This is a genomic window from Flavitalea flava, assembly GCF_054461575.1.
In genome coordinates, this window is sequence record NZ_JBTLQH010000037.1 from 1 (window position 1) to 24,696 (window position 24,696).

The following is a 24,696-nucleotide window of genomic DNA, read 5'->3' on the forward strand; positions in this document are numbered from 1 at the left end:
GGCAGTTTACCACCAAGGAGGCCCGGATAAAACTAAAAAAACTTTATCCGACAATATTATATTGACTAGACACTAGGGTGTAAGAATAAAATCCTAAGTGGTCTTAGCTTAAAGGGATGCTATCCTAAGGGGTCTGGCCAAAAACGGTATCTCTTTCCTTTGCAAAGGCCAGCATGGCTTCTTCGTTTCGTAATATCCGGACATTCGGATAGAAGATCTCCTGGATGGAATCGGCCTGTTTACCTGACATTACAATCTGCTTATCGGGGAAGAGACTGACCAACTTATCCACGTATATTTCGGGTTGACATCGGAACAGATTGGTAATCAGGTGGAAATACAAGTGCGTGACTGGTTTTCGGTCGCAGTAATGCTTCAATTGATCAAGGGGCGTATTTTTTCCAAAATAAACGGAGGATACCCCGTGTTTTTTCATTAAATAGCGCATATATAATAACGGGATCTCGTGGAATTCTCCTTCCGGGGCGAAGATCAGGACCGTTTTCCCAAAGCTGGGCATGGGAGTATCCAATCCATTAATCGCCACAAATATTTTCTTTAAAATCAAGGAGCTGGCAAAATGTTCCTGCGCGGGGGCTACATTACCGGTCAGCCATAAAAGCCCGATCTTTTGGAGAAAGGGAAAAGCTACCTGCGTTATTGCCTTTTCAAATCCCATATGAAGGATGATATTGTGCAATACTCTGTCGAAACGATCTTGTTCCAGATCCAGGGAGGCCTCAGTCAGATGGTTAATAAAAATATCCGATGATTTTCCCGTTGAGTATTGAGTGAGGGCCAGTTGGCAGATCTCCTTTTCATTTAACCTGGCAATGCTGGATATCTTATGTCCGTTATGATATAGAAAAGATATACGCAGCAGGTGTTTAAGATCATCATTGTCATAAAGGCGGCGATTACCCTCATTACGTTTGGGAACCCCCAGCTTATAACGTATCTCCCAAATGCGTAAAGTATGTGCTTTGATCCCGCAAAGGTTTTCAATATCGCGGATGGTAAATGAATTCATCTGACCTTAAAAGCTATTCATTTGATAAGTAAAAAAGTTCATTCGAACCGAAACTAGCATTTTTTTTATAATATTTACCCTTCTTACCGGCTAAATATCCCTGATCCAGCCCCTAAGCAGGTAATTACTATCTTTAATTATCCATTTTCAGGCCTTCTTATCGTTTCCGGCGGCCGGTACCGTTCATCCCTACAGCTTGGGGGTTTTCTCAAAACTTTATGGGTCATTGCTTTGGCGGGAGGATTATTATGGTATTTTTGCCGGAATCTAAAAAATACAGGAATGACGACGTCCCAGTTTCTCGTTTTAGTACTCATTCAATTACTGATCCTATTATTACCTTCGGTTGGTTTATATAAGTTATTTCTAAAAGCCGGTGCTCCTGGCTGGAAGGCTTTTATACCTTTTTACAACACCTGGATTATGCTGGAACTGGCAGAGCGACCCCGTCATTGGGTTTTCTGGCAATTGATCCCGGTGGTAGGCTGGTTCATCTCCATGGGTATATTTGTGGAATTTGTAAAAACCTTTGGAAAATTCCGGCTTTGGCAGCATGCACTGGCATCCCTTTTACCTGTATTTTATTTTCCCTATATCGGATTTAACCCAAAAGAAAAATTTTCAGGGCCTGAACCTGTCCGGAAACATAAAAAAAGTACGGCCAGGGAATGGATCGATGCCGGAGTCTTTGCCATTGTTGCAGCTACGCTGATCCGTACCTTCGTTTTTGAAGCCTATACGATCCCGACCGGGTCAATGGAAAAGACGCTTTTAATCAATGATTTCCTTTTTGTCAGTAAATTCAGCTATGGTCCGCGCATACCCAATACCCCCTTATCCATTCCCTTTGTGCACAATACCATGCCGATCACGAATGGCAAATCCTATCTGGAATGGATCAAAATTCCTTATACACGGTGGTTTCCCAGCCCAGTGAGGCGTACTGATGTCGTGGTGTTTAATTTTCCAGCCGGCGATACGGTTATAAACCTGCCGGACTACCAATCTCAAAAACCCTATTATGATGTGGCCCGTTTCGAGACAGGGCGTGGTAATTTTGATTCGGGCAGACAGGTCATCCTGGACAACCCGGACCAGTATCCCCTCGTCCTGCGTCCGGTTGACAAACAGGAAAATTATATTAAACGATGCGTGGCCATTGCCGGAGACACCTTGCAAATAAAAGATCAGGTCCTGTATATCGACGGCAAAGCACAAGTCTTCCCTCCGGAATCACAGACCTATTACACCGTGGAAACCAAAGGGCAACCGTTGGACGAAACCGTAATGAAAGAAGATTATAATCTGGATATGAACAATCCGGAAGAAGTAAGGCCTTATTCGGGATCTCCGAATCAATTTACCATGCTGCTGACATGGAAAGCAAAGGAAAAAATGGAAAAAAGCGGATTGGCTAAAAGTATTGTACCTGATATTGACAATACCCTTGATGTAGTATATCCTTATGATCATCTGCATAAATGGAGCCGGGATAATTTTGGCCCGATCTGGCTGCCCAAAAAAGGAGCCAGCCTTACCCTGACTCCTGAAAATTATTCTGTTTATGAAAGAGCGATTCGGGTTTATGAAGGCAATAAGCTGGAAAGGAAGGATGGTAAATTCTTCCTCAATGATCAGGAGGCCACCACCTATACTTTTAAAATGAATTATTACTGGATGATGGGTGACAACCGCCACGGATCACAGGATTCAAGATATTGGGGATTTGTTCCGGAAGATCATGTAGTAGGAGAAGCGTGGCTGATCTGGATGAGTTGGGACAAAGGAGTTAGATGGAGCCGTCTGTTTAAAAAGATTAAATAGCCTTCAGATTTGACATTGTCAACGAAAATGCATTTGAATGCAAAAAAAAGAATACGCATTTGTTTATGAGGAATATCCCTCAGAAGACGAATTAAGTGAACAGGATGCACAATTGCTAAACCAGGCAAAAGCCATAACAAACAATGCTTATGCTCCTTATTCCCGTTTCAAAGTAGGGGTAGTGGCAAGATTGACAAACGGCCATACCCTCTCAGGAACCAATCAGGAAAATGCATCTTACCCTGCGGGCATCTGCGCGGAAAGGGTGTTGTTATCAACTGCCTCTTCCTTATACCCCGGTGTAGCGATAGAAAGCATGGCCGTCAGTTATAAAAATGAGAACGGCCCCAGCGATCGCCCCATCTCCCCCTGTGGAATCTGCAGGCAATCCCTTCAGGAGTTTGAGCAAAGAACAGGCAAACCTGTACGCCTTATCCTTGGTGGACTGGAAGGTAAAGTCTACATCATTTCAAAATCCGTCTTTCTGCTGCCTTTGGCATTCACTTCCGAAGAACTGATCTGAACAGATCTTACCAGGGCCCATTCGTTTTCCAACTTGTTTTAGTATATTAGTTTTTTGCAAAAAACTGGCCTGAGTTTGAAGGGGCCTTTTTAACTATTGAAGTCAAGCTTCACATCCGTCTGCGCATAACCTACGCAAGTCAGGACCAATCCTTGCCGGAGGTCTTTTTCAGTCAGCACTTCATTTATACTCATTTTCACTTTTCCGGAAAGGCATCGGGCTACACAGGCCGAACAACGTCCTGCACGGCAGCTATAGGGGAGCGGGATATGCTCCTTCAGTCCCGCCTGTAAAATGGTTGCCGGCCAGGCAGCTTCATATTCATATCGTTTATTTCCGGAAAGGATGATTATTTTTTTCGGCGCCGGATCGGTCAGCGGTGGCGGAAGGGGGACAAACTCAACCGTAAAATTCTCCTTTTTGATACGATCAATGGCAATTCCCATTACCCGCAGGGTAAATTGCGCCATACGCATAAATGCAGGAGGTCCACACAGGTAAAATAAAGAGTCCTGTTGTTCCGCCTGTGATAAAAGGAGAAAGAATCCTCTAAGACTTTCCTCCAGCGACCAATTAGTAAACCTTCCTTCTCTGTTGGATAATCTGTTTACCCAGCTGAATCTTCTTCCTCCATCTTTTTCCAAATACTCCAATTGCCTTTTAAAAAGGATACTTTGTTCATCATGATGTTGTGAGAAAAGAATCACCCGGCTTTTCAGTTTTTCCTTAACGGCTTTTTTAACCAGGGAGAAAACAGGGACAACGCCGCTGCCAGCAGCTATAAAAAATAGCCATCCATCCTCCTTTTCCAGGGGCAATACAAATCTCCCGGAAGAGGGTAGGGACGTTAATTCATCTCCAATCTTAAGATGATCAAACAGATACCTCGAAACTTCCCCGTTAATTACTCTTTTTACTGTTATAGATGCCCTGTTATCAATACCCGGAGAAGAGGAAAAAGAATAGGACCGCCTTAACTCCCTGCCATGAATGCAGAATAGAAAAGTCAAAAACTGACCAGCCTGGTAGGCAAGGATGATCCCGTCAGCTCTTTCCAGAAAAATTGTGATGGTATCTTTTGCCTCCGGAGAGATCCCGGTTACTTTAAGTCTCCATAAATCCATACGGAAAGGTAAGGAGTTCCCCAAATGGTAAAAAGAATTAACCGATCATAAAAATCGTGGGATAAAGTATAAAAAATGTAATATCCAATTGCTTTTTTTAAAAAAAGCACCATTACGCGCCTGTGAAGGCCAAAACAATGATTTTTTAATCCTCTATTAATTCTTTTTTTAATCAATTGTTAACAGAACGGTGGAATGGCCGTAAGGATCCCCTCCGATCTCTGATCTTTGGTTAAATAGCGGATTCTGCCCGATTTCCATTTACCATCCATACAAAACCCGAAAACAGCTGATTTATACAAAATTTAAACTCATTATATTTGATATTAACAAATTATTTCTACTAAAATTACCTAGATGGTCTGGTTAACAGCAATAACAAGATATATCAGCATTCTGACCCATACTTTTATTTTCTTTCTTTTTTTCAGTTTCCTGTTATCGGGCTGTAAAGGAAAGGCTGAAGAAGATAAGCAGAAAACCCGTCCCAATCAGCCCACTATAGTTGACGTCATTATTGCCAGCTCCAAGAGCCTCGATAATACGGTAGAAGCAAACGGAAGTGTTGTCGCGAATGAATATGTCGAACTTCGGCCGGAGATCAGCGGACGTATTACCTATCTGAATGTGCCGGAAGGCGCCCATGTCGAAAAAGGTACTGTAATTGCCCGGATCAATGATGCTGATCTGCAGGCAACCCTCCAAAAATCAAAGGTGCTGCTGGATCTTTACCAAAAAACGGAAGAAAGGAACCATAAACTGCTGGAAGTTAACGGGATAAATCAGGCAGATTATGACCTGGCTCTGAACAATGTCAATGGAACAAAGGCAGATATGGAATATACAAAGGCTCAGATCGATAAAACGGTTATCCGTGCGCCTTTTAGCGGCACAGTGGGTCTGCGTCAGGTCAGTCCCGGTGCATATGTAACCTCTGCCAATATAATCGCTACCATCCAACAACTTGACAAAATAAAGGTAGATTTTACTATACCTGAACAATACAGCGCTATCATTAAAAAAGGTTCCACAGTCGATATCCTTATCGACGCTTCCTCCAGGACCCACCGAAAGGGGGTGATTATCGCTACCGAACCGCAGATAAATCAATCCAGCCGTAATCTGAAAGTAAGGGCTGTTTTGCAGGAAGGCAAAGGCCATCCCGGAGCCTTTGTCAAAGTATTGGTTGATGCCGGCGTTGACAAACAGGCCATTATGGTGCCAACGAATTCGATCATCCCTGATGACAAGAATAATCAATTGATCCTCGTAAAAGGGGGGAAAGCGGTTTTTGTAAATGTTCAGACGGGTATCAGGGAGGCAAATAATGTAGAGATCACCAAGGGTGTTCAGATAGGAGATACAGTTGTGGTAACCGGCGTATTATTTGCCAGACCTAAATCTACATTAACTGTAAGGAGTGTAAAATCCCTGGATAAATTAAATTAACCGTCCCCATTTTAATTAACCATGAATATTTCTGAATTATCATTGAAGAGGCCGGTTCTGGCAACAGTGATGAACCTGATGATCATCTTATTTGGGGTGGTGGGCTACAATTTTCTGGCTGTCCGCGATTATCCGGCGATCGATCCCCCTATCATAACCGTAACCACTTCTTATACCGGAGCCAACCCGGATCTGATCGAAAGTCAGATTACGGAGCCACTGGAAAAACAGATCAATGGTATTCCCGGTATTCGTACGATCTCATCGACCAGTTCCCTGGGAAACAGCAATATAACGGTTGAGTTCAACCTGGGAGTCGATCTGGAGGCAGCCGCCAGCGACGTGCGTGACAAAGTCGGTCAGGCTACCAGGAGTCTTCCCCTGGATATTGACGCCCCGCCCGTTGTCAGTAAAGCGGATGCCAATAGTGACTTCATCCTGATTCTTGCCGTACAAAGCCGTACCAAAAGCCTGATGGAACTGAGTGATTATGCAGATAATGTGCTGCAACAGCAATTACAGACCATCGATCAGGTAAGTTCCGTGAATGTATTTGGCGATAAGAGTTATGCCATGCGGATCTGGTTGGACCAGAATAAGATGAATGCTTACGGGATCGCTTATAATGATATAAATACCAGCCTTAATAATGAGAACGTCGAATTACCCCCCGGAAAGATCTATGGCAACAATACGGAAATGACCATAAAGACGCTGGGCCGTCTTACCACTGAAAAGGATTTCAGGGATCTGATCCTAAAGCAGGACAGCTCGGGTATTGTACGGTTGAGTGATGTGGCCAGGGTGGAATTGGGACCACAGATTGAGGAGCAAAGCTGGAAATACAATGGCGTAAATGCCGTTGGTTTGGCTATTATACCTCAGCCCGGGGCCAACAATATTGCCATAGCCGATGAGTTTAACAAACGTCTGGAAGAAATAAAAAAATCGAATAAATCAGATCTTGAGTTTAATGTGCTGATAGACAATACGAAGAATATCCGGCAATCGCTGGCAGAGGTTAAAGAAACCCTGGCTATCGCTTTTGCCCTGGTGGTATTGGTCATATTTTTCTTTTTCCGGAACTGGCTGATTGCATTAAGGCCGCTGATAGATATCCCGATATCGCTGATCGCTACTTTTTTTATTATGTATGTAGCCGGCTTTACCATTAATATCCTTACGTTATTAGGGATAGTACTCGCTACCGGATTGGTGGTGGATGACGGGATCGTGGTAACGGAAAACATCTTCCGTAAACTCGAGCAAGGCTTTCCCATTCATAAAGCGGCACTGGAAGGAAGTAAAGAGATCTTTTTTGCAGTTATTTCCACATCACTAACCCTTGCCGTGGTTTTTATGCCGGTCGTTTTCCTGCAGGGTTTTGTGGGAAGGCTTTTCAGAGAGTTTGGCGTAGTGCTGGCCGCAGCAGTATTGATATCTTCCTTTGTATCATTGACGATCACGCCTGTCCTGAATGTTTATCTTACCAGCAAAAAAAGTGGTCATGGCTGGTTCTATGATAAGACCGAGCCCTTCTTTGCGGGTATGGAGAATGGTTATCTGCGGCTGTTGAAAGGATTTATGCGGATACGGTGGGCAGCCTGGGTTATCATTGCCCTTTGTTTTGGTATGATCTTACTCATCCTTCGGAATATGCAAAGTGAAATCGCTCCTTTGGAAGACAGGAACAGTATCCGTTTCACGGTGACGCTTCCGGAAGGCGCCAGCTTCAATTATACACAAAGTGTCACAGACCAGATCTCGAGTTATCTGTATGATTCTGTTCCGGAAAGAGACTTCGTTTTTGCCAGAACGCCTGCGGGAAGCTCGGTGAATACCTCTCAACCCCGTATCGGCTTGGTCGATCCAGGTGAACGGCACAGAAGCCAGAATGAAATTTCCAATGATCTGCAGCGGAAACTTACCCGCTTTAATGATGCCAGGATATTTGCCATCCAGGAACAGACGATAGCCGTCGGCTCAGGATCCAAGACCAGTCTTCCGGTGCAATTCGTCCTCCAGAACCAGGATCTGAATAAAATGAAACAGATCATGCCTGCCTTTTTGGATGCAGCCAGAAAAGACAAGACATTTTCCAATGTGGATGTCAACCTTAAGTTTAATAAACCTGAATTGCAGGTCAGTGTGGATCGTATGAAGGTTAAGGACCTGGGATTGTCGACTAATGATGTGATCTCTGCCATGCAGGCGGCCTTCAGCGGAGGCAGACTGGCTTATTTTATCATGAACGGCTACCAGTATTATGTAATTGCCCAGTTGGAAAGAGGAGACCGTAATGAACCCACCGATATCAGTAAAGTCTACGTACGTAATAAGAACGGGGACAATATTCCATTGGATGCCGTCATTCATGTCGAATCCAACAGTAATCCTTCCACACTTTATCATTTTAACCGGTATAAAGCTGCCACGATTTCCGCATCCCTGGCTGAAGGCAAAACCATTGGCGACGGGATCAAAGCCATGCAGGCCATTGCCGATAAATTGCTGGATCCCAGCTATCAGACGGCTTTGTCCGGGTCTTCCCGGGATTACGCGGAAAGCTCTTCCAATATCGTATTTGCCTTTGTACTGGCGCTGGTACTCATTTACCTGGTGCTGTCTGCTCAATTCGAAAGTTTTATCGATCCGTTTACCATCATGCTCACCGTTCCCCTGGCACTGGCCGGAGCCTTGCTCAGTCTGTGGGTTTTCCATCAAACCCTGAATATATTCTCAGAGATCGGGATGATCATGCTGATTGGCCTGGTAACCAAGAACGGTATCCTTATTGTCGAATTTACCAACCAGAAAAGGGAGCAAGGCATGCCAAGGGTTGAGGCAGTGATAGAAGCCGCCTCCCAGCGATTGCGCCCCATATTAATGACGAGCTTGGCGACATCCCTGGGAGCTTTGCCGATAGCCCTTAGCCTCGGTGCTGCGGCTACCAGCAGGATCCCATTGGGGATCGTAGTCGTAGGCGGGATCATGTTTTCGTTGATCCTCACCCTCTTCGTTATACCCGCTATCTATACGTTTGTTTCCAGTAAACATAAGGCGCATATAACGGAAGTGAACGAATAAAGAAATACCTGAACAATTGACCTGATAAAACTGATTTAATTAATATGACGGGCATGAAAAAAAAGGTGTTGCAACGATCCGGACCACTACTCAAAGGATACAGGCTGGCTGTTATATACCTGCTATTCCCATCTTGTTTTTTGCAGGCGCAAAACCTTACGCTTCCGGATGCAGTGCAAATAGCCTTGAAAAACAGCCTGGGTATACGGCTTGCACAGAATTATGTTTCCATTGCAGGGATCAACAACAGTTATGGGATTGCGGGCGGCCTGCCGGTCGTCGCGGCTACTGCTTCAGACCAGGAACAACTTACCAGTCTTAGCCTGGAATCCTCGAATCCTGCCAATAACAAACATAGCACCAATGCCCAATCCAATAGTTTAACGGGAAACCTGAACGGATCCTTTTTAGTTTTTAACGGGATGCGGGTGGCCAGTGCAAAAAAGCGGCTTGAAATTATTGAATCCCAATCCCGGCTGCAATTAAGTTCCAGGGCTTTGGTCATCACCAATAATGTCATTCTGAAATATTATGATATTGTACGGCAACAGAGTTATGCCAAAACACTGGAAAGATCCATCGATGTTTCCAGGCAAAGGCTGTCTATAGTCCAAACTCAGCAAAGTGTTGGAGTTGCCAATAATGCAGACCTTTTTCAATCTCAGGTAGATCTGAATACTCAGATTCAAAACTTACAGGCTCAACAATTAGTGATCGACCAGGGAAAAACGGACCTGTTAACCTTGCTGACGCTGAACCCGGATTCGACCATTGTCGTAAACGATACCATCCTGGTTGACAAAAGCCTTCAGCTGGCCTCCATATTAAGCGCCTTGCAAACGGCAAATCCGGATCTGATAGCCGCAGATCAGCAGATCACCATCAACCAGTATATCCAAAAGGAAGTAGCTGCCCAGCGTTATCCCTCCTTAAGTCTGAATGCCGGTTATAGTTATAACCGGAACCAAAGTCCTCAGGGATCTACTTTATTCAATTTAAATTATGGTCCCTATGGAGGAGTTGGTCTTAGCGTGCCTATTTTTAATGGGAATATTTATAAGAAACAACAGGAAATTGCCGGTATTACTATAAAAAATGCGCAATTGCTAAAAGACACCATTCAGCTGAATTATACCTCCAATGCCGTTAAAAACTGGCAGGCGTATACCAATAATCTGCAACAACTCGAAACCTCCAAACAAAATTTCGATCTGTCGCAGAAATTACTGGACCTGGTCCTGTTACGGTTTCAATTAAAACAAGCCACGATCGTGGATGTAAAAAATGCCCAGCAAAGTTTTGAAAATGCCGGTTTTTTATTGATCAATGTGAGTTTTGCCGCAAAATCGGCGGAGATCCAATTAAGGCGTTACGCGAATCAACTGGTCTATTAAAACAGGATGAAGGGATAAGCCTGTTTACTGGAAAAAATAGATGCCTGGTCAAAAAAGCGTCTGCACCCCGTATAAGATCTTTGTTTCATGATCAAGAAGCCATTTTTTGCGCCAGAGGCCGCCCGCATACCCAACGAGATCCCGCTTGGATCCAATCACCCGGTGACAGGGGATGACGATAGCTATATTGTTTCTGCCATTTGCGGCTGCAACGGCACGGATGGCTTTTATGTCACCCAAACGCCGTGACTGGTCCAGGTAACTAATCGTTTTCCCAAAAGGAATAGAACTAAGTTCATTCCATACTTTTTGCTGAAAATCGGTTCCTTCCTGGAAAACCGGAAAATCAAAGAATCTGCGTTGACCTTGGAAATACTGGATCAGCTGTTCAATGCATTGGATGATCACAGGAGGTAAGGGGCCGGATAAAGGAGTAACAGATTTCCCGTCCAGGTTATCGATAAAACTGATTTCACTGATATAGGTGTCCGTACCTCCGATCCGGAGCAAACCCAGCGGGGATTGATAATAGGTAGAGGTGATCTCCAGCAAAGTTGACATTGTTCAGGGTTTTATGATCTGGTATGAATCAGCCGCCTTATCCGATCTTCCAGCCATTTTCCACTTTCCGTTCCGGTCCTATTAAAACTACTTCATTTTTGTCAGTATATATACCAAGAACCAGGCATTCGCTGAAAAAATTGGCAATTTGCCTGGGTGGAAAATTTACCACCGCCAGTATCTGTCTGCCAATCAGCTGTTGACTGTCATATAAATCGGTGATCTGTGCCGAGGATTTTTTGATCCCGAGTTCGCCAAAATCTATATTTAACTGATATGCAGGGTTTTTTGCTTTGGGAAAATCATTAACTTCCATGATCGTACCGACGCGGATATCTATTTTTTCAAAATCGTCCCATTTTATGGCAGAAGCCATGGTTTTTATAGTTGAAGACATCGGTGTAATTATTTATTTTAACTAAAAGTATAATTTTTTATGAAACGTACAGCAACAGCCGTTTGGAACGGTTCCGGAAAAGAGGGTAGTGGTAATTTAACCACTCAAAGTACATCCCTTAATCATACCCAGTATTCCTATAAATCAAGATTTGAAGAAGGGGTGGGAACAAACCCGGAGGAACTTATCGCGGCGGCCCACGCCGGTTGTTTTGCCATGGCCTTAAGTTTTGAATTGCAGGGGGCGGGTCTGACTGCAGATTCTCTGGATGCCACCGCTACGATCACTTTGGAGCCTGGCGTAGGGATCACCCGTTCGGATATAGTATTGAAAGCAAAAATACCCGGTGTAAGTCCTGAAAAATTCCAGGAATATGCTGCGAATGCCAAAGCTAACTGTCCCGTCAGTAAATTATTGAAAGCAGAGATCACCCTGGATGCCTCATTGGTATAACCAATGACCAATTTTTACATGGATGAAAACAGAAAGTTCCTTTTTAACCGATTAGTATTGCAAAATTTATGAACGAGAAACACACTAACCAGAGATCCCGCAGAAAGTTTTTGCGGGATGCTTCCCTTGCAGCCACCGGTTTTTTTATTGTTCCCCGGCATGTTTTGGGAAAGGGATTTATTGCGCCCAGTGACCGTCTGATCATTGCCGGAATTGGCGCAGGTGGGAAAGGGCAGGACGATCTGAAGAATTTTTATGGAAGCGGAAAGGCGGATATTGCCTGCCTCGTCGATGTTGATGACCGCCAGGCCGTAGATTCCGTTAAAAGATTTCCCAAGGCAAAATATTACAAGGATTTCAGGGAAATGCTGGATAAAGAGCATAAACATATAGATGCAGTATCCGTATCCACTCCGGATAATACCCATGCGGTTGCTGCCATTGCTGCTATGCAGTTAGGCAAACATGTGTATGTGCAAAAACCGCTGACGCATGATATTTATGAAGCCCGAACTTTAACGGAGGCTGCAAAAAGATACAAAGTGGTTACCCAAATGGGCAACCAGGGGGCTTCCAGCGATGGGGTACGCCAGATGCAGGAATGGTATAATGCCGGTTTGATCGGAGATGCTACAGCTATTCATGTCTGGACCAATCGCCCTGTATGGCCGCAGGGGTTCGGAAAACCCAAAAGCACGGACGCCATGCCAAAGGAATTGAATTGGGATCTCTGGCTTGGACCAGCGTCCATGGAAGAGTATCACAAAGAATATCTTCCTTTTAACTGGAGAGGGTTCTGGGCCTTTGGAACCGGTGCGATGGGGGACATGGGATGCCATCTGATCGACCCTGCTTTTAAGACAGTAGGACTTGGGTATCCTTCTGAAGTAGAATGCAGCGTTGCGAATGTATATGAAAAGATGTGGGACGCTGCTTATTACCCTGAAAGTTGCCCGGTAGCTTCTTCCGTGAAAATGAAGTTTCCGGGTAAAGAAGGTAAACCTAATGTAAGTTTATATTGGATGGATGGCGGCATTCAGCCGGAGCGTCCGGACGAATTAGGTCCGAATGAGCAAATGGGTGGAGATGATGGGGGCGGCGTCATAATAACAGGAACAAAAGGAAAAATCATGTGTGGTACTTATGGCAGTGATGCGACTTTGTTGCCGACTTCCCGCACCAAAGAAGTAAATGTTCCCCAAACAATTGCCAGAGTGCCGGAAGGGCACTATGTTCAATGGGTAAATGCCTGTATAGCCGGATATGGCAGGAACCAGGTCAGTTCACCTTTTGAATATGCCGGACCATTGACAGAGACTATTCTTATGGGTAACCTGGCCTTGAGAAGCTGGAATATTAAGGATAGCAAAGGAGAATTCCCTGGCAGGAAAAAATTGCTTTGGGATGCAGCCGCCATGAAGATCACAAATTTTGAGGAAGCGAATCGTTTCGTTAAACGGGAATACAGGCCTGGCTGGAAGGTTAGTTTGTAAGGACCGGCTATCCTCTCCTTCAAAAATGGTATTGTAGATATAATAAAAAAAGGCCTTTTCAGAAAGGCCTTTTTTTATAAAAATCCGATTTACTGATCCGATCACCACTATTCCGCTTATTCTATTCATTTAAAAGCCTGGAAAGCTCCATCAATTCTTTTTTCTTATAGGCATATCTCTCTTCCTCAAAACACTTTCCAAACTCTTCCAGGGCAATTTGAATAATGCGGTTATGAGATAGGGGTTTGAAATAAGAGGCTACCGGTGGAACGGAAATCCGTTTGAAATAACTTTCTACGTCCTTGTGGGAAAAGACCTGACCACTCATCGGGTCGATAAAGAACTCGACGCGTTCCTGGGGGCTGATCACATCAGAGCCTTCTTCATAACCAGGCTTGATATAGGCCAGCACGAACTGACGGGGAATATTAATGGCTTTTACCGGAATATCCAGCAATTCACTTAACAAGAGATATAATATTCCATTGGCGATGGCATTTCCCCTTTTTGTTTCGACCAGTTTGTTGATCAGGAATTCTTCGGGATGCAGATAAGCTACTTCGGTACCCTTTAATCCATAATAATTATAGAGAATACTGGTCAGGACATTAACCTGTTCCAACGGAGTCAGATAACTGTTGAGTTCCAGCCATATATTGCGGCGCAATTTTTCGACCTCCTGTAATACCGGCGTAGTGATCAGGTCGGGGTATTGAAATTTTGCCACCAACAGGGAGGCTGTGAGAAGGTCCTGGGTGCTGCTTTCTTTCCAATGGAGAAAATCTTCCGTAAGATCGTGATAATGCAATTTGTGAATAAGCAATTCTATCCGCTCCTGGATTTCCCCGCTGATGGTGTTTTCCCACAGATTTTCCAGATTCGGGATAATTCCTCTGCCATAACTTACAATACGGCTGCTAACCGAATCAAATACTTCCTGATCAGGGTCATCGATCAGGTGGAACAAGGCCTTTATTTCTTTATTCTCTGTCATGTGGTTGTTTTCTTCCCTTGTTTTGAGCCAGGAGGGGCTCTCCTGCTAAAGGATATGGGATCAAGATCGGGGAAGTTTATAAAACTATACTAAACTTATTATCCACAACCACCCGGATTATGTTTATTACTCAATTGGCCTTCTTTTTACGGGGCACACGTTTAGGAGGATTTGCCTTTACTTCTTCAATGATTGCCTTTACCTCTTCTATGCTAAGATCTGCCGCATTTTCCTGTTTCTCTTTAGGCAATTTATAATTACGCAACCCTTGTTTGATATAAGGGCCATAAGGTCCCCGCAATAACTGTATCTTTTCTTTTTCAAAAATTTTAATCGTTCGTTCTTCCTTTGCCGCCCTTTTTTCTACGATAAGTGGTGTAACCTGATCATAGCTTATACTATAAGGGTCAAATTCTTTTCCAAGGGAATAGAATTTTTTATCATGGGCAATATATGGCCCAAAACGACCAATATTTACCAATACATCCGTTCCTTCAAACTCTCCCAGCTTTCGGGGAAGACGGAATAGTTCCATTGCCTCATCAAAATTGATCGTTTCGATGCTTTGGGTGTTTTTTAATTTGGCAAAACGTGGCTTTTCTTCTTCATTGCTGGTATCCCCGATCTGTACCATCGGGCCATAACGACCCATCCTGGTTATCACCTTTTTACCGCTCTGGGGATCGATGCCAAGGTCTCTTTCCCCACTTATCCGTTCGGCCGTTTCAATCGTTTTATCAACATCCTTTTTAAAGGGGGTATAAAAATCATCGATCATTTTACTCCACTTCATTTTACCCTGGGCTACCTCATCAAATTCTTCTTCTATACGGGCAGTGAAATTATAATCCATAATATCGTCGAAATACAACTTCAGAAAATCCGTTACTACCAGTCCCAGATCGGTGGGAAATAGTTTGGACTTTTCAGCCCCGGTGTTTTCCTGTTCTGTCAGACTTCGGATAGTATCATTTTTTAGCTCCAATATCCTGAAATCTCTTTTTACTCCTTCTTTATCCCGTTTTTCCACATAACCCCTTTTCACGATGGTAGAGATGGTAGGGGCATAAGTAGAAGGGCGACCGATACCCAGCTCTTCCAGTTTTTTCACCAGAGATGCCTCCGTATACCTGGGTTGGGGGCGGCTGAAGCGTTCAATGGCCTTCATAGCGGTTAGCGGGAGCAGCTGTTTGACAGCCAGCGGAGGGAGTATGCCTTCGCCCTGCTCATCTTCAGTCATGTCCTCTTCATCCCTGTCTTCCATATAGACTTTCAGAAACCCGTCAAATTTTAATACTTCTCCACTAGCCGTTAATTCTTCTTTATTAGTGGATACCTGTATTTTGGCGATTGTTTTTTCCAGTTCTGCATCGGCCATCTGGCTGGCCATGGTCCTTTTCCAGATTAATTCATATAATCGTTTGCCATCGGAATCTTCCACCGTCATGGCATCCATATCCGTTGGCCGGATAGCTTCATGAGCTTCCTGAGCGGATTCATTCTTGTTTTTAAACTTACGAACCTGGATGTATTTAGCGCCATACTGGCTGCCGATCTGTTTCTTTACAGCATCAGTAGATGTTTCACTCAGATTGACGCTGTCGGTACGCATATAAGTGATCTTACCGCTTTCATATAATTTCTGCGCAAGTAACATGGTCCGGCTGACGCCATATCCCAATTTGCGGCTGGCCTCCTGTTGAAGTGTAGAGGTAGTGAATGGGGCGGCTGGAGTCTTTTTTCCGGGTTTGACCTGTATATCGCTGATCGTATAGTCCGCTCCAATACAACTTTTCAGAAAGGCCTCTGCATTTTCTGCCGAAGCCTGTTTTTTGCCTTCGGCCTTAAAAGAGACCATCTTACCAGACAAATCTTTTGCCGTAAAAAGCGCTTCGACCCTAAAGGTGCTGACCGTCGTAAAAGCGTTAATCTCTCTTTCCCTTTCCGCAATGATCCGGACGGCCACGCTTTGGACACGTCCGGCACTGAGATTGTTCTTCATGCTCATTTTGCGCCATAATACGGGGCTCAATTCAAATCCTACGATCCGATCCAATATCCTGCGCGCCTGTTGGGCATTCACCAGATTCATGTCCACCGTTCTGGGGTTGGTCACGGCCGCCTGTATGGCGGGCTTGGTAATTTCATGAAAAACAATGCGTTTGGTCTTTTCCGGATCCAGCCCAAGGACTTCGCACAAATGCCAGCTGATGGCCTCCCCTTCACGGTCCTCATCCGTTGCGAGCCAAACTTCACCAGATTTTTTGGCGATGCTTTTTAGCTCTTTGACCACTTTTTCTTTATCTTCCGGAACTATATATCTGGGCTGGTAATTGTTTTTCACATCAATTCCCATATCTCCTTTTTCCAGATCGCGGATATGTCCATAACAACTCTTTACTTCAAAATCTTCGCCCAGGATCTTTTCAATGGTCTTAGCTTTCGCCGGGGACTCCACAATCAATAAATTCTTAGCCATGTGTTCATTAACGGGTTTACGATCAATTGCTCAGAAAGTCTTTTTTTAAATAGAGCCATCCGGGCAACATTATCTTATTAATTGTCACGGACAATAGGTCCGGCCATGCCTGACGGCTTGCAAGTTTACAGTATAACTACCAAATTAAAAAATTGGTACAGCCGACAGAAAGGTGTACTATGGAAAATCGGCAACTGTTTTTTGCTGGATACCAGCTATTTATAGGCCAGGATGACCATTACAGGCAATTTCCAGCTGTATATTTCCGTACATTATAAAAAGTTTGTGCATACCCTTTTCAAAAAACTTTAATTTGCCTGTAAATATGTCGGACTTGAGCCCCTCTGTTTCTATATTTCCGCTGGGAGATGCGGCCATTACACTTGATTTGGGTAATCATATAGAGGAACCATTAAACAGAAAGGTTCTGGCCATTCAGGCATGGCTGGTAGGCCGCCAAATTAAGGGCGTAAAGGATATTGTAGTAGCCTACAGTTCGGTATCCATTTTTTATGATCCGGTTTTGGTCAGATCTGTAAAGGCTGGCTTTCAAGGAACTGCCTTTTTCATTTTTAAACAGATACTGGAAGAGGCTTATTCTAAGACTGATGTTCAATCTGTTGATTATCATGAACTTGATGAGATGAAAGTGGAGGGGAGCCTTATACATATCCCGGTTTCATATGGTGGGGAATTCGGACCTGATCTAAACGGGGTTGCCCTTCAAAAAGGGATATCCGAGGAGGAAATTATAAGGCTACATACGGACCGGATTTACCGTGTTTACATGATCGGATTTTTACCAGGGTTTTCGTATTTGGGGAAGCTGGATGAGCGATTGACCGTTTCCAGGAAAAAAAATCCGGTTCCGGTACGGGCTGGGGGCGTGGGAATTGCAGGAAGTCAAACGGGAGTTTATCCTTTGGATAGTCCTGGCGGCTGGCAGATAATCGGGCGAACCCCGATCAGGTTATTTGATCCCAAAGCAAAAATTCCAGTATGGCTAAAAGCGGGAGACCATGTCCGGTTTTTTGCGATTTCCACAGATGATTATCTTGCATTTAACCCTAAGAATCAGGCAACGATGTAAATTACCAGGGAAAAGCTGTAAAAGCAATGTCTTTTGTCGCAGGCCAATTGAAATAATCAATGATTAAGGGCCGTATTGAAATTTGTAGCTTCGAATCCTCCATTTGTTTGTTCTGGTTTGTTCCCGTACTCCTGCCTTTATCCTACTATTAGTGCCCAGTTTTATTGATTATGATTAATTATGGTATTTGGACTATTTATGTCTCACCCTAAATAGCATTCATGTCTTTTTCTATTATAAAGCCCGGATTATTAGATACTATACAGGATATGGGTAGGAATGGCTATGCAAATTGGGGTATTAATCCGGGAGGAGTGATGGATCGTTATGCCGCCCAGGTTGCCAATCTGCTGGTGGGTAACAGTAAACAGGAAGCATTGATTGAAATTCATTTTCCGGGTCCTCAGATTCTTTTCGAGCAAAACACGTTAATCGCCATTACCGGAGGTGATTTTTCTCCTACCGTGAATGATCAAAGGATTCCTAACTGGCAACCTGTGGTGGTGCGGAAGAATACAGTGCTTCATTTTCCTTCGCTGGTCCAGGGAGGACGTTGTTATATTAGTGTTCACGGTGGATTTTGCCTGAATAAATGGTTGGATAGTTACAGTACAAATCTTAAAGCCGGGGTAGGTGGTTGGAAAGGACAGGCTCTAAAAAAGGGAGACGAATTGCCATTCAAGGAGAATACCATTTATTTTGCCGGCTTACTTAAAGAAGCATGTAATTTTGAAGTGCTGCCCTGGAGAGTCAATACAAAAAAGGCCTACAACTACCCGCATGAGATTGGGTTTATTCAGGGAAGTGAGTGGGGGTTGTTGTCAACCTCTTCGCAAGATAATTTTATGGAAAGTAATTTTCTGATCCATCCTTCGTCGGACCGGATGGGGTACAGACTAAAAGGCAGCATTCTCCTTTCCGGAGAACCAGATTCAGGTACCGAGATGGTTTTCTCGGCAGTCAGTTTCGGAACGGTGCAATTATTACCCGATGGTCAATTGATCATATTGATGGCGGATCATCAGACTACGGGAGGATATCCAAGGATTGCTCATGTTATTTCTGCACATTTGCCAAAATTGGCCCAATTAAGGCCTTGTGATACCATACAATTTAAATTTATGGAATTAGAAACGGCCGAAGAATTATTAGAGGCCAGGCAAAAGGAACTGCATATTCTTCAAAGAGCCTGCATGGATCATCTGAATGAGCTGGTATGCTAACCCGGTCATGGCCATCTGGTTCAAATCTTCAAATTGACCTCAACTGCGATATGGGAGAGGGGCAGCCTACAGATGCCGAGATTTTTCCTTTTATTAGTTCGGCCAATATTGCGTGCGGTTCACATGCAGGGAATACGGATATAATGCGTCGAACGATCGAACTGGCACTTATTCATCAGGTAGCCATTGGAGCACACCCTTCTTACCCTGACAGGCTTAACTTTGGCAGAGTCGATATGCTGGAGCCCGGGTCAGGGGCTCTCCGGTTATCCGATCTTCGGCAAATATTGCTTGATCAGCTTTCAGGTTTACAAGAGATCTGTATGGAATTTGGCGTTCATATTCATCATATCAAACCGCATGGGGCGCTTTATAACAGGGCCTCACGGGATATTGAGCTTAGCGTGTTAATTTGTCAGGTTATCCGGGAGTTTGATTCAGGCCTTTTGCTGTATGGCCTAAGCGGTAGTGAAATGGAAAAGCAGGCGACAGCCAATGGTTTGCATTTTGTTAATGAAGTTTTTGCGGACCGGGCCTACCGGGAAGATGGAACCCTGACACCCAGATCAGAAAGAAATGCTTTGATTACCGATCCGGGGTTGGCCGTAAAACAGGTACTCAGCCTGATCAGGGAGGGAAAAGTGGTACTCAATGATGAAAAAGAAGTGTTTTTGTCAGCTGAAACGATCTGTATTCATGGTGATGGTGTTGCTGCTGTTCGGTTTGCCCACGATATTTACGAAGTTTTGCGTAACGAAGGAATTGTTATACGGTTTCCCGCCGGAGAATAGGAGAATAAATGAGGGCAATCAATACCTTAGGGCAATGGATTTTAATGCCTGAGTGGTTTTAGCATTTTCTTTGCAATTTATCTCCCGTTTTGTCGTTCATTTTATTGTTCCCACTCCAACCAGCTATCGATATCTTCTTTTTGAGATATCTACTTGTTCTTCTGTCTTTTTTAGAGACAGGATCTATTTAATTATGCTAACTGATAACCGATGTCTGAAAACAAAACAAATGGTCAGGAGCCGGGTTATACCTATGACTCCTTTACTGGTGGGAATGCAAAAAGAAAAACGGAATCACATTTTTTATGGTGGTGTTCAGGTGCCTATCAGGATCTTTTAAAAGAATGTCCCTCGGAACAAACGAAATATGCCGGTTTGGGTGGGGTGATCCTGGCTACTTTCGTGCTGGCCTCATTATCCTCCGGTTATGCGATTTTCAGCGTATTCGACAATGTTTTGTGGGCTGTGTGTTTTGCCCTGATCTGGGGAGCTGTCATCTTTAATTTTGACCGCTTTCTGGTTGCCACCATGCGGAAATATGGGGTATCCGGAAGCAAACAGATCTGGATGGCCATGCCTCGCCTTGTATTGGCTTTATTGATCGGTGTTACCATCGCCCGGCCCCTTGAGTTAAAGATCTTTGAGAAAGAAATTGATGTTCAGATCACAGAGAACAGACATAAGAAAATTTTATTGAATGATAGCCTTTTGCAAGCTGAAGGGCAAACTGTTCTGGTTACTGCCCAGGGAGAAAAGAACCGGCTGATTCATCGCAAATCGGCACTGGAAGATACGCTGCACCGGCTCCAGCAGGCATATGTAGAAGAGGCAGATGGAACGGGGGGGTCTTTGCACCGGGGTGTTGATAAGCTAACCCGGTTAAAACAGCAGGCATTTCAGGACGCCTTACATCAATATAGCCCCGAACTGCATCAATTGGAAGGGCTGATCCGTTATCAGGACAGTCTGCTTAACGGGGTCCATGCCGGAATAGAAACAAAAAATCGTCAATATGAGTCCCAGGTGAAGAATGACATAGGATTTCTTGAAAAAAATAAAGCACTGTCAGATCTTTCAGAACGGGAAACCAGTGTTTTCTGGGCAAACCTGTTGATTTCTCTTTTGATCATTCTGATAGAAACAGGGCCTGTATTGTCCAAACTGATCATGAGTACGGGACCTTATGACTTGTCCCTTGCCAGGTTCGAATTATTACAAATGGCGGCAGCTGAAGATGAAATGCATCGGGACAAGGAACTGATATATGAAAAGAAAAAAGACATTTATTCCCAAAAGAAGAGTATATCGACGGAATTGATCCGGAAGCTGGAAAATCTGCAAAAAAAGCATATTCAGGAAGAATTGGATCAATGGGAAACAGGAAGGAAGGTCACTCCCTCCCGGGAGTCTGTCGAAAACCTTGTCAGGCGAATAAAGGATCTCTATGATTACCGGGAAGAAGATATTCTGTAGGGGGCTTCTTCTAACCATGGCGTGAATTTTTCTTTCCTATGGGTAAAAAGTAATGCCGGCTATGAAAACAGCCTTCCTTTCTTTGAAAAGTAAACCCTGGTATGAAGTGGTATTGCAGTGTAGAAAAATCATCCCTTTTTATCGGGTGTATCCGGGAAATTTTTCTACATTGTTTTATAGCATGTCATGTTTTCTTGCCCTAAAATGATGGCAAAAAGGAGGTTTAGCTGCGAGTGCATTTAACTCTTTTATCCTTTTGGCATCGGGTGGGGATACCAGGGGTAATTGAATAATTTCGCGTCTTTCCCTGTTATGTTTTGTAGTATGTACGGCGAGCAAGGGTTCGGGTAATAAACGGGGAGAAACGGTTAAGGAATTTGTTTTCATATATATAAGTTTTCAACTGGTAGTTAATCGGTAATTGAATTTATAGTAGAACCATTTACCTGTCATTATGGTTCAAAAACAATACCATCCTCTTTAATAAATTATCCGGTAAAGCCTGTAACTGCCTTTATAACAATATCGTAACAAATAACATCCTGAAATTGAGTATAAGCCAATAATCCTTAAATTGGAACTTCTATTGTTAAAATAGATGCATTATTAATTTAAAATTAATCGACCCCCATTAGTTACTTGAGGAAGAATATTATGATACGGCCAGCGGCAGCGATCGTTTGCTTTTTATTTTGTTTTCATTCTTTCGGCCAGGTGGTTGATAGTAGTCGTAAACCTATCCGGGTCGACAGTAGTCTGGGGGTGTATCATATAGACAGCAGCAGGGGGTTTATTTTGGTTGATAGTATACATGGGAAACTTCGGATAGATAGTCTCCGGGGACTTAACCGGTTGAGGAATAATAATATTTTTCAATTTTTTAGAAATGCCGTCACCCGGGGAGGCCAGTCGGATTCTGTGATCAAACCTATCCTGCCCAGGGGAAGTCATACGGATTCGGCGGCTTTGACTACTGCGTTGAATACCAAGAGTGAAAGTCCTTTTAAGCCTTACGAGGGTAAAATTATCAGGAAGATCATCATAAAAAATTTCGGTTTTGAAAGGACCTTTACCGATACCTCCAAAAGACTGGAGCATTTTGGTAATAAGGTTTTAAATGACCTGCATCACAAAACCCGTGACTGGGTTATCCACAATTCGTTGTTTGTTAAAGAAAATACACCTCTCAGTGCATTTAAACTGGCAGATAATGAAAGACTGATCCGGTCTCTGAATTTTATCCAGGATGTCCGGATACTGATAAATTATCTCCCGGACACCCCTGATTCTGTGGATCTGGTGGTAGTTGTTAAGGATGTATTCAGCATAGGAGGGGAAATCGGCAGTTTCGGGGTTGGCCCAACAAGTATCCGGGGAAATATAAGTGATGCCAATGCTTTTGGGAGTGGGCAGAAGATTCTGTTCGGGGCTTTTGTGGAGCAAAACCGTGTTCCTAATTTCGGGTATCAATTATTGTATAGCAAGACCAATATCGGCAACTCTTTTGTAACCGGTACGGCCTCCTATACGCAGATCAACAATGACCTCAAAGACGGTACTCCGGATGAGCTGGCCTGGTTCGTTAAATTGGACCGCCCTTTATATGCTCCATATGCTCATTTGGCGGGGAATATCACCGTTGGGGAATTCGAGACTTTTAACCGATATTCAAGACCTGATTCTGTTTTTTTTAAATATCACTATAGTACACACGACGCCTGGATTGGCTGGAACCTGGGGTCGGAGAAATTTTTGAGCAATACATCCGTCCGGGATCGCCGTTTTTTAGGGATCCGGTATTTTCAGAATCATTTTCTTCAGACGCCTTATCAGTTGAAAAAGGATTTTAATTTCAGGTTCAATGACAGGGCGGCTGTTTTGGCACAATTCACATTTTTCAGGCAGGATTTTTATAAAACCAATTATGTATATGGTTTTGGTACTACGGAAGATTTGCCTGAGGGGTATAATATTGCCCTGACCGCAGGGTGGTACCGGCAGCTGGATCTGAAAAGGCCATATGGCGGAGTCGATGCGAATAATTTCATCGTAACAAAAAGAGGGGGGTTTATTCAATATTTTCTTCGGGCGGGCACTTTCCTGAATAAGGGAAAAATCCAGGATGGCAGTGTTCTGGTAGGGACGGGGTATAATAGCCCGCTTTTCCTGTTTGATCATTTTAAAATAAGACAATATGTTAATTTTAGTTATACCCGTCAATTTAACCGGCTCGCCATTGACCCACTTACCATTAATAATGTTTTCGGATTACGTTATTTCAGTGGGGATTCCACATTTGGATCTCAGCGTCTGACTTTTCATTCGGAGACCACTTTTTTTATAAACTACCGGTTACTGGGATTTAAATTTGCTCCATTTGCTTTTGCTGATTTGTCTTTATTGACCCCCGAAAAGGGACAATTCAGTAAGTCCGCGCTCTATCACGGTTTGGGCGCCGGTATCCGGACGCGAAATGAAAACCTGGTATTTCAAACGATTGAAATGCGGTTTGCTTATTTTCCCCGCAAGACTGATCAGAATAGTTCCTTTAAAATAATGATCAGCACCGGGCTTCAGTTCAGGTATAATAATACGTATATAAAGGCTCCGGATATTGTTTTTTTGAATACGGATGGCGTGAATACGATCTATTAAGGAATGGCCAGGATCTTTTCCGCTAATTGTGCTGCCCAGAACTTATATTCTTTTCCGGATGGGTGAAGTCCGTCGGAGGCAAATAAATCCTTATCTGAAACCGCCAAACGGGTATGGGTGGTAATATCCAGGAAATTCACACTGTATTGGTGGGATATTTGTTGGGCAGCTTTATTGAAGGCATCAATTTCCCCTGCGATCTTTTCTTTATTTCTGCCACCGGTATCGGGAAGATACGTATTGGCAAATGGTGTAACGCTCCAGTCCGGAATGGACAAGACAAAAACATGCGTTGTTTTGTTGCCTGCAAAATCAATTGCCTGTTTAAGTAAAGTTTCGAATTGGGTTTGGTATTCTTCCAGCTTTCTTGAGCGAAATTCATTATTAACGCCGATCAGCAGGGAAACAAAATCGTAGGTAGGCAACAAACAGGTATCCCTGATCCCATCCATCAACTCGTCGGTTGTCCATCCTGTTTTCGCTATAAGTTCCGGGGCGGCAACCGGAATCCCGGATTGCCGGAGACGTTGAACAGTTTGGCAAGGGAAGTTTTCATAGAACAGAAGACCCTCTCCAATGGTATAGGAGTCTCCCAAAGCCAGGTAGGTTTGTAGTTTGCCGGTCATGCCGACAAATATCCGGTATTTCCCGGATAT

General features: G+C 43.8%; 20 protein-coding genes. 12 read left to right on the forward strand and 8 right to left on the reverse strand.

Annotation, left to right across the window (positions count from 1 at the left end; translation table 11 throughout):
- Positions 1–124: 124 nt before the first annotated feature.
- Complete coding sequence (locus ACX0G9_RS24275) at positions 125–1,030, reverse strand: MerR family transcriptional regulator (protein WP_459067560.1); 906 nt, start codon at positions 1,028–1,030, stop codon at positions 125–127.
- A 282-nt stretch (positions 1,031–1,312) separates the two neighbouring features.
- Here ACX0G9_RS24275 and ACX0G9_RS24280 point away from each other — a divergent pair, with 282 nt between their 5' ends.
- Positions 1,313–2,854: a S26 family signal peptidase gene (locus tag ACX0G9_RS24280; protein WP_459067561.1), complete on the forward strand. Its 1,542-nt coding sequence runs from the start codon at positions 1,313–1,315 to the stop codon at positions 2,852–2,854.
- 37 nt (positions 2,855–2,891) lie between these two features.
- The gene (locus ACX0G9_RS24285; protein ID WP_459067562.1) at positions 2,892–3,377 is read left to right on the forward strand and encodes a cytidine deaminase; all 486 of its coding nucleotides are present in this window, start codon (positions 2,892–2,894) and stop codon (positions 3,375–3,377) included.
- Between the two features lie 89 nt (positions 3,378–3,466).
- On the opposite strand, the gene ACX0G9_RS24290 is transcribed toward ACX0G9_RS24285, so the two are convergent.
- Entirely contained in the window at positions 3,467–4,501 is a 1,035-nt protein-coding gene (locus tag ACX0G9_RS24290; RefSeq protein ID WP_459067563.1) for a flavin reductase family protein, read from the reverse strand.
- 357 nt (positions 4,502–4,858) lie between these two features.
- Between ACX0G9_RS24290 and ACX0G9_RS24295 the strand changes: the two genes are divergently transcribed.
- The 3 genes from ACX0G9_RS24295 to ACX0G9_RS24305 are packed head-to-tail and all read left to right on the forward strand — an operon-like array spanning position 4,859 to position 10,431.
- On the forward strand, positions 4,859–5,950 hold the full coding sequence (locus ACX0G9_RS24295; protein ID WP_459067564.1) for an efflux RND transporter periplasmic adaptor subunit: 1,092 nt from the start codon (positions 4,859–4,861) through the stop codon (positions 5,948–5,950).
- A 21-nt stretch (positions 5,951–5,971) separates the two neighbouring features.
- Complete coding sequence (locus tag ACX0G9_RS24300; protein ID WP_459067565.1) at positions 5,972–9,037, forward strand: efflux RND transporter permease subunit; 3,066 nt, start codon at positions 5,972–5,974, stop codon at positions 9,035–9,037.
- A 53-nt stretch (positions 9,038–9,090) separates the two neighbouring features.
- On the forward strand, positions 9,091–10,431 hold the full coding sequence (locus ACX0G9_RS24305; protein WP_459067566.1) for a TolC family protein: 1,341 nt from the start codon (positions 9,091–9,093) through the stop codon (positions 10,429–10,431).
- Positions 10,432–10,479: 48 nt separating this feature from the next.
- Here ACX0G9_RS24305 and ACX0G9_RS24310 read toward each other — a convergent pair whose 3' ends face one another.
- Both ACX0G9_RS24310 and ACX0G9_RS24315 read right to left on the reverse strand, forming a co-directional pair.
- Positions 10,480–10,992, reverse strand: coding sequence for a methylated-DNA--[protein]-cysteine S-methyltransferase (locus ACX0G9_RS24310; protein ID WP_459067567.1), 513 nt, complete (start codon positions 10,990–10,992; stop codon positions 10,480–10,482).
- Positions 10,993–11,029: 37 nt separating this feature from the next.
- A complete protein-coding gene (locus tag ACX0G9_RS24315) occupies positions 11,030–11,389 on the reverse strand; it encodes a tRNA-binding protein (RefSeq protein ID WP_459067568.1) in 360 nt (119 codons plus the stop codon).
- Positions 11,390–11,428: 39 nt separating this feature from the next.
- Between ACX0G9_RS24315 and ACX0G9_RS24320 the strand changes: the two genes are divergently transcribed.
- On the forward strand, positions 11,429–11,842 hold the full coding sequence (locus ACX0G9_RS24320; protein ID WP_459067569.1) for an OsmC family protein: 414 nt from the start codon (positions 11,429–11,431) through the stop codon (positions 11,840–11,842).
- A gap of 68 nt (positions 11,843–11,910) precedes the next feature.
- On the forward strand, positions 11,911–13,335 hold the full coding sequence (locus tag ACX0G9_RS24325) for a Gfo/Idh/MocA family protein (RefSeq protein WP_459067570.1): 1,425 nt from the start codon (positions 11,911–11,913) through the stop codon (positions 13,333–13,335).
- Between the two features lie 121 nt (positions 13,336–13,456).
- On the opposite strand, the gene ACX0G9_RS24330 is transcribed toward ACX0G9_RS24325, so the two are convergent.
- Positions 13,457–14,329: a transglutaminase family protein gene (locus ACX0G9_RS24330; protein WP_459067571.1), complete on the reverse strand. Its 873-nt coding sequence runs from the start codon at positions 14,327–14,329 to the stop codon at positions 13,457–13,459.
- Positions 14,330–14,459: 130 nt separating this feature from the next.
- Entirely contained in the window at positions 14,460–16,808 is a 2,349-nt protein-coding gene (gene topA, locus ACX0G9_RS24335) for a type I DNA topoisomerase (protein WP_459067572.1), read from the reverse strand.
- Positions 16,809–17,133: 325 nt separating this feature from the next.
- On the opposite strand from topA, the gene pxpB reads away from it, so the two are divergent.
- The 4 genes from pxpB to ACX0G9_RS24355 all read left to right on the forward strand — a co-directional run bounded on the left by pxpB (position 17,134) and on the right by ACX0G9_RS24355 (position 21,385).
- Entirely contained in the window at positions 17,134–17,898 is a 765-nt protein-coding gene (gene pxpB, locus ACX0G9_RS24340; RefSeq protein ID WP_459067573.1) for a 5-oxoprolinase subunit PxpB, read from the forward strand.
- 221 nt (positions 17,899–18,119) lie between these two features.
- Positions 18,120–19,121: a 5-oxoprolinase subunit C family protein gene (locus ACX0G9_RS24345; protein ID WP_459067574.1), complete on the forward strand. Its 1,002-nt coding sequence runs from the start codon at positions 18,120–18,122 to the stop codon at positions 19,119–19,121.
- Positions 19,115–19,912: a 5-oxoprolinase subunit PxpA gene (locus tag ACX0G9_RS24350; RefSeq protein ID WP_459067575.1), complete on the forward strand. Its 798-nt coding sequence runs from the start codon at positions 19,115–19,117 to the stop codon at positions 19,910–19,912. The genes ACX0G9_RS24345 and ACX0G9_RS24350 overlap by 7 nt, the downstream gene beginning before the upstream one ends.
- 210 nt (positions 19,913–20,122) lie before the next feature.
- Positions 20,123–21,385, forward strand: a complete 1,263-nt coding sequence (locus ACX0G9_RS24355; RefSeq protein ID WP_459067576.1) for a DUF4407 domain-containing protein — start codon at positions 20,123–20,125, stop codon at positions 21,383–21,385.
- Between the two features lie 174 nt (positions 21,386–21,559).
- Here the strand turns inward: ACX0G9_RS24355 and ACX0G9_RS24360 are convergent, their stop codons facing one another.
- Positions 21,560–21,772, reverse strand: a complete 213-nt coding sequence (locus ACX0G9_RS24360; protein WP_459067577.1) for a hypothetical protein — start codon at positions 21,770–21,772, stop codon at positions 21,560–21,562.
- 267 nt (positions 21,773–22,039) lie between these two features.
- Here ACX0G9_RS24360 and ACX0G9_RS24365 point away from each other — a divergent pair, with 267 nt between their 5' ends.
- On the forward strand, positions 22,040–24,040 hold the full coding sequence (locus tag ACX0G9_RS24365) for a hypothetical protein (RefSeq protein WP_459067578.1): 2,001 nt from the start codon (positions 22,040–22,042) through the stop codon (positions 24,038–24,040).
- On the opposite strand, the gene ACX0G9_RS24370 is transcribed toward ACX0G9_RS24365, so the two are convergent.
- Complete coding sequence (locus tag ACX0G9_RS24370; protein ID WP_459067579.1) at positions 24,037–24,666, reverse strand: SGNH/GDSL hydrolase family protein; 630 nt, start codon at positions 24,664–24,666, stop codon at positions 24,037–24,039. The genes ACX0G9_RS24365 and ACX0G9_RS24370 overlap by 4 nt on opposite strands.
- Positions 24,667–24,696 lie beyond the last annotated feature (30 nt).